This window comes from Hymenobacter sp., from assembly GCF_031398885.1.
Classification (GTDB): Bacteria; Bacteroidota; Bacteroidia; order Cytophagales; family Hymenobacteraceae; genus Hymenobacter.
Window position 1 is genome coordinate 1 of record NZ_JANNOD010000034.1, and the last position, 5,481, is coordinate 5,481.

General features: G+C 64.3%; 5 protein-coding genes. 1 reads left to right on the top strand and 4 read right to left on the bottom strand.

All coding sequences use genetic code 11. The features are described from left to right. Positions 1 to 211: 211 nt before the first annotated feature. From RMO51_RS05810 to RMO51_RS05820, 3 genes are all read right to left on the bottom strand, one after another. Positions 212 to 1,093, bottom strand: a complete 882-nt coding sequence (locus RMO51_RS05810) for a DUF58 domain-containing protein (protein WP_310392863.1) — start codon at positions 1,091 to 1,093, stop codon at positions 212 to 214. 94 nt (positions 1,094 to 1,187) lie between these two features. Next, complete coding sequence (locus tag RMO51_RS05815; RefSeq protein ID WP_310392865.1) at positions 1,188 to 2,165, bottom strand: MoxR family ATPase; 978 nt, start codon at positions 2,163 to 2,165, stop codon at positions 1,188 to 1,190. Between the two features lie 86 nt (positions 2,166 to 2,251). Then, on the bottom strand, positions 2,252 to 2,875 hold the full coding sequence (locus tag RMO51_RS05820) for a DUF4159 domain-containing protein (RefSeq protein WP_310392867.1): 624 nt from the start codon (positions 2,873 to 2,875) through the stop codon (positions 2,252 to 2,254). Between the two features lie 282 nt (positions 2,876 to 3,157). On the opposite strand from RMO51_RS05820, the gene RMO51_RS05825 reads away from it, so the two are divergent. Next, positions 3,158 to 3,784, top strand: coding sequence for a porin family protein (locus RMO51_RS05825; RefSeq protein ID WP_310392869.1), 627 nt, complete (start codon positions 3,158 to 3,160; stop codon positions 3,782 to 3,784). Between the two features lie 197 nt (positions 3,785 to 3,981). Here the strand turns inward: RMO51_RS05825 and RMO51_RS05830 are convergent, their stop codons facing one another. Then, complete coding sequence (locus RMO51_RS05830) at positions 3,982 to 5,307, bottom strand: TldD/PmbA family protein (RefSeq protein ID WP_310392870.1); 1,326 nt, start codon at positions 5,305 to 5,307, stop codon at positions 3,982 to 3,984. Between the last annotated feature and the right edge of the window lie 174 nt (positions 5,308 to 5,481).

A 5,481-nucleotide genomic window follows, 5' to 3' on the forward strand; every position in this document is an offset into this window, starting at 1 on the left:
GGCCTGGTGGTGCTATTTCAACGGCGAAACGCAAATGTTGCGCCTCTGCAACTTAGCCTTGTTCCTGACTGAAGGAACGTCATGCTGAGCTGGCCGAAGCATCTCGCGTGCAGCAGTGACCAAGACCGTTCATCGATTTGATTACCACCCCATGCGAGATGCTTCGGCCAGCTCAGCATGACGTTCTCTCAGTCAGGAACAAGGCAAATTTTTAACCCGAAGTGTTTCGGCGGCGCAGAAACTCGCGCAGGGCCTGGTCGAGGGGGTCGGCGGTGCTGAGCTGGTGGTAGTCGAAGCCCTGGCGGCGGGCGGCTTGGGCGGTGGCGCGCAGCCACTGCTGCAGCTGCTGCTGGTAGGCGGGACGCTGCTGGTCGGCATCGAGCTGCAGGGTGTGGCCGGTTTCCAGGTCCCGGAAAGTAACGGTGCCCTGGTGGCTGAACTGCAGCTCGTTCCGCGCCATCAGGTGCAGCAGCAGCACGTCGCCGCTCACGGCCCGCAGGCGGGTGAGCAGGGCGTTGATTTCGGCTTCGTCCTCGTACAAATCACTCACGCATACCGTCAGGGCGCGCTGCCGCCGGGCGGTGAGCGGGGCCAGCGCGGCGGCGGCGGGAAAGCGGCCGGCGGCCTCGGCCGTTTCCAGGGCGTGGTAGAGGCGCGGGAGCTGGCGGGCGTCGGCGCGGGGCGGCAGGTGGCGCAGGCCGGCCGGGCTCAGCACCGTGAGGCCCACGGCGTCGCCCTGCTGGTGGGCCAGGTAGGCGAGCGCGGCCAGCAGCAGGCGGGCGTAGTCGAGCTTGGTGAGGCCGTTGTCGTCGCGGTGGTTCATGCTGGCGCTGGCGTCGAGCAGCAGGTGCACGGTCAGGCTGGTATCCACTTCCGACTCGCGCAGGTAGTAGCGGTCCGAGCGGGCGGCCAGGCGCCAGTCGAGGCGGCGCAGGTCGTCGCCGGGCTGGTAGGGGCGGTACTGGCTGAACTCCATGCCCGCGCCGTGCCGCCGGCTGGCGTGCGCGCCGTTGAGGAAACCCTCGGCCGCTTGCCGGGCGGCGAGGCTCAGGTTGCGCAGGTTGTGGAGGAGTTCGGGAGTTAGTGGGGCCATTTCTCGCAGAGGCACGCAGAGGTTTCCGCAGAGGTACGCAGTGGACGACCTCCGCGTGCCTCTGCGGAAACCTCTGCGTGCCTCTGCGAGAAATTTATACTAAAATCACCTTCAGCAACGCCACCACCGCGTCATCCGCCGTCAGGTTTTCGGCTTCGGCGTTGAAGTTCAGCAGCACCCGGTGGCGCAGCACCGGCGGGGCCAGCGTGCGGATGTCCTCCAGGGTAGCGGCGAAGCGGCCGTGCAGCAGAGCCCGCGCTTTGGCGCACAGTATCAGGGCCTGACCGGCGCGCGGCCCCGCGCCCCAGCGCCCGTAGTCCTGGATGAACTTCACCTCCGAGGTGGCCGGGCGGGTGGCCCGCACCAGCCGGTTCACAAAATCCATCAGCTCGGGGCTGAAGCTGACCTGGCGCACCAGCTGTTGCAGGGCCCGGATGTCGGCGCCACCGAGCACGGGCGTCACTTGCTGGCCCGCCGCGCCGGTGGTGCCGCGCAGCACGGCCAGCTCCTCGGCCGCCGTGGGGTAGCCGATGCGCACGTAGAGCAGAAACCGGTCGAGCTGGGCCTCGGGTAGCGGGTAGGTGCCCGACTGCTCGATGGGGTTCTGGGTGGCCAGCAGGAAGAACGGCCGGGGCAGGGCGTGCTCGGTGCCGGCGTAGGTCACGTGGCCTTCCTGCATGGCTTCGAGCAAAGCCGCCTGGGTTTTGGGCGGCGTCCGGTTGATTTCGTCGGCCAGCACCAGGCTGGCGAAGATGGGCCCGGGGTTAAACTTGAATGAGCGGTGGCCGGTGCCGTGGTCTTCCTCCAGCACCTCGGTGCCGAGGATGTCGGTGGGCATCAGGTCGGGCGTGAACTGAATGCGGCGGAAGGGCAAATCGGTAGCGGCGGCCAGCGTGCGCACCAGCAGGGTTTTGGCCAGGCCGGGCACGCCTTCGAGCAGGGCGTGGCCGCCGGCCAGCAGCGCCACCAGCACCTCGTCGAGCACCTGTTCCTGGCCCACAATGACCTTGGCAATTTCGGCTTTGAGCACCGGCAGCTTGGCGAGAAGGGTGTTGATTTCGGGTTCAGTCATTAGGTAGTTGTCAGTTGCTCATTGTCAGTTGTTAGTCGCAGTTCCAGGGGGGCCTGACAACTGACAACGAGCAACTAACAACCAAATCAAGTCAGCGCGTACAGCAAAATATTGACCCCGAACTTGGTGTTGTCCTCGGCCAGGAAGCGCTTGTTGCGGAAGTCGTAGTCCCACTCGCAGCCGTAGTCCTTGTTGGAGTAGAGCACGCCCACCCGGCCCTTGATTTCCACGGCCTTGAGGTAGTCGTGCACCAGGTCGTCGCCCCAGCCGTTGAGCTCGAAGCCGGTGTTGGGCGGGCCGTCCTTGAAGGTGAAAAACTGCGAGTAGAGCGGGTGGGTTTTCGGGATTTTCTTGAGCGCGCCGGCCCCGAAGCACTGGCGCATCTGCTCCTCGAAGGAGCGGGCAAACAGGCCGTCGATGTCGTGGTTGCAGTCGTCGACGAACACGAAGCCGCCGTTGCGCACGTACCGGGTAAAATTCTGCTTTTCCGCCGCTGAAAACTGCACCAGCCGGTGGCCCGAGAGGTAGCAGAACGGGTAGTTGAACAGCTCCGGGCTGGCCAGGGCCACCACTTTTTCCTGGGGGGCAACCGGCACGGTGGTGTACTGCACCAGCGAGTGCAGCAGGTTGGCCGGCATCCGCTCGTCCACCGCGTCCCAGTCGCCGGATTGGTATTTCAGGCGCACGAAAGTGAAGGGAGCAGCGGGCACGAACGAAGTAATGGAAAGATAATGGAGGCGCAGTAGGAGCCGAAATTTGCCCCGAATGGATGCGGGCTGAGAATAAACGGGATAGTTCTGGCGTTGGGACTCCTCATTCAAACGGAGCCTTTTTCAAAGCGTTTCGGTTAGCAGCTGAGCCGCAAACTTTTTAATGTCCGGCCGCCGTACGCAAGCCAAAAGTAGTGGCCAAGGCGCCGGACGTTGCACCGCAGGCCGCTCAACCGCGTAAAAACTCTCCCGGTAAGTTCTCAACTCTTTCCCATTCAAGCTATGAAAAAGGCCCTCATCCTCGTGTTACTAAGTTTGTTTACGGTGCCCCTCGCGCAGGCGCAATTCGGCATAAAAGGCGGCCTCAACGTGGCCGAGCTAACCAGCAGCGCCGACCAAAGCTCGTCGTACAAAGCCTTTTACCACGTTGGGGTTTTTTACCAGGCCAACCTCGTCGGGCCGCTTTCAGTGCAGCCTGAGGTGCAGTACTCGCTGGCGGGCGGCAGCCTCAAGTCGGCCTTCACCAACTACGACACCGAACTGCGCTACCTCACGGTGCCCGTGCTGGCCAAGCTCACCTTGGGTCCGGTGTTCGTGGAAGCCGGCCCGCAGTACGGAGTACTGCTCAGCGCCAACCAGTCGGGCAACCTGCAGGTCGACCTCGCGCCCGACGGCACGCCGGCCTACGGCAACGTGTCGCGCCCGGCCACCGGCAGCTTCAAGCGCAACGACTTCAGCGTGGTGGGCGGCGTGGGCCTCAAGCTGGCCAGCGGCTTCTCGCTCGGCGGCCGCCTCGTGGCCGGCCTCAACGACATCAACGACGCCGACAATCTCACCGGCATCAACGACCCGCGCCTGCAGAACCGGGTGTTCCAGGTCTACGCAGCGTTTCAGTTCGGGGGCAAGTAGCAGCGCCCGGCAACCTCACCCCCTGACCCCCTCTCCAAAAAAGAGGGGGCACCGGTTTTGCCCCAGTTAAAAGTGAAGAGTTAAAAAGCAGATAGTCCGTTCTCGCTTTTAACTTTCCTTGCGTGTGCGCAACTCCGGTGCCCCCTCTCTTTCGGAGAGGGGGTCAGGGGGTGAGGCGAACGCGGAGGGCGCCGAACTCAAATCGCGTCCGACAAGCTGGTGAAGGTGAAGTCGCGGATTTTGAGCGGTGGAATCAGGCAATTGGCCAGGCGCTGGGGCTTGCCGATGGCCTCCACGTTGTTGAGCATGATGATGGGGCTCTCGTTGAAGCGCAGGTTCTTGATGGGAAATTTAATTTTGCCGTTTTCGATGTAGAACGTGCCATCGCGGGTGAGGCCGGTGTAGAGCAGCGTCTGCGGGTCCACCTCGCGGATGTACCAGAGGCGGGTGACCAAAATACCTTTGGCCGTGCCCTTGATTAGCTCGGCCGTGCTCTGGGTGCCGCCGGTCATCACGAAGCCGCTGGGGAAGGCCGTGGCCGTGGCCTTGTTTTTCTCGGCCCAGAAGCGCGAGTAGAACAGGTTTTTCACCACACCTTTCTCAATCCAGCTCATGCGCTGGGTGGGCAGTCCTTCGCCGTCGAAGGCACTGCCGGGCACCTCGGCGTTCAGCGGGTCGGAGTAGATGTTGATGCGCTCGTCAAACAGCTTTTCGCCCTTGCGGTTGCCGCCGCCTTTCTTGGTGAGGAAGCTCCGGCCCTCGTCGGCCGAGCGGGCGTCGAGGCCGTACATCAGGCCGCCGAGCAGCGAGAGGTCGTCGCCGGCCATGAGGGCGGCCGGCTCCAGAATCACGGTGTACTTGCCGGGCTCGATGGCCTTGGCGTTCACCGAGCCCAGGGCCTTGTCGGCGGCGCGCTGGGTGAGGGCCTTGGCGTTGAGCTTGGCCGGGTCCGTAACGTCGGCAATGGCGTAGCCTGAGCCTTTGCCATCGGCGGTGCGCACCGTCACTGAGAAGTCGGTGCTGGTGGTCTGCTGGTAGGCTTCCAGGCCCTTGGAGTTGCGCAGGGCCTGGAACCGGGTGCCCCCGTCCAGGAAGCCGGCGGCGGCCAGATTCTTGGCCGCGCACAGCGTCATGCTGTCGGCCGCGGCCTGGGCGCGGGTGGCGGCCGTGAGCAGGGTGGGAGCCGTGGAGGGCGGACTCACATAGGTTTGCGGCCCGAGCAGGGGTACGTACTCGGGGCTTTCGGGGGCGAGCTTGGCGATTTCCTCGGCCCGCTGCACGCACTGGCGCAGGGTGGCGTCGTCGAACTCGTTGCAGGTGGCAATGCCCGAGCGCTTGCCGAAGCGCGACTCCACGGCCAGCGACACGGTGTCCTGGGCGCCGGCCGTGCTCACGCTGTTGCGCGCGTAGCGGATGTTGCCCGTGGTGCGCCCGTTGAGCGAAACTGCGCACTCGTCGGCAGTGCTGTAGCCGAGGACCTTTTTCAATAACGCCTGGGCGTCGTCTTTGGAGAGAATAGCCATGATGGATTTGCAGGGGTTGAAAGGTGTAAAAACCCCCTCCTCAGCTGAGGAGGGGATGTTCGAGCTCAAGCCTCCGTTCGCCCTGAGCCCGTCGAAGGGGAACGCAGGCGTGTCGACGGCGCGCGATGGTCCGCGCACGGATTCTCCTGCATTCACCCTTCGACGAGCTCATGG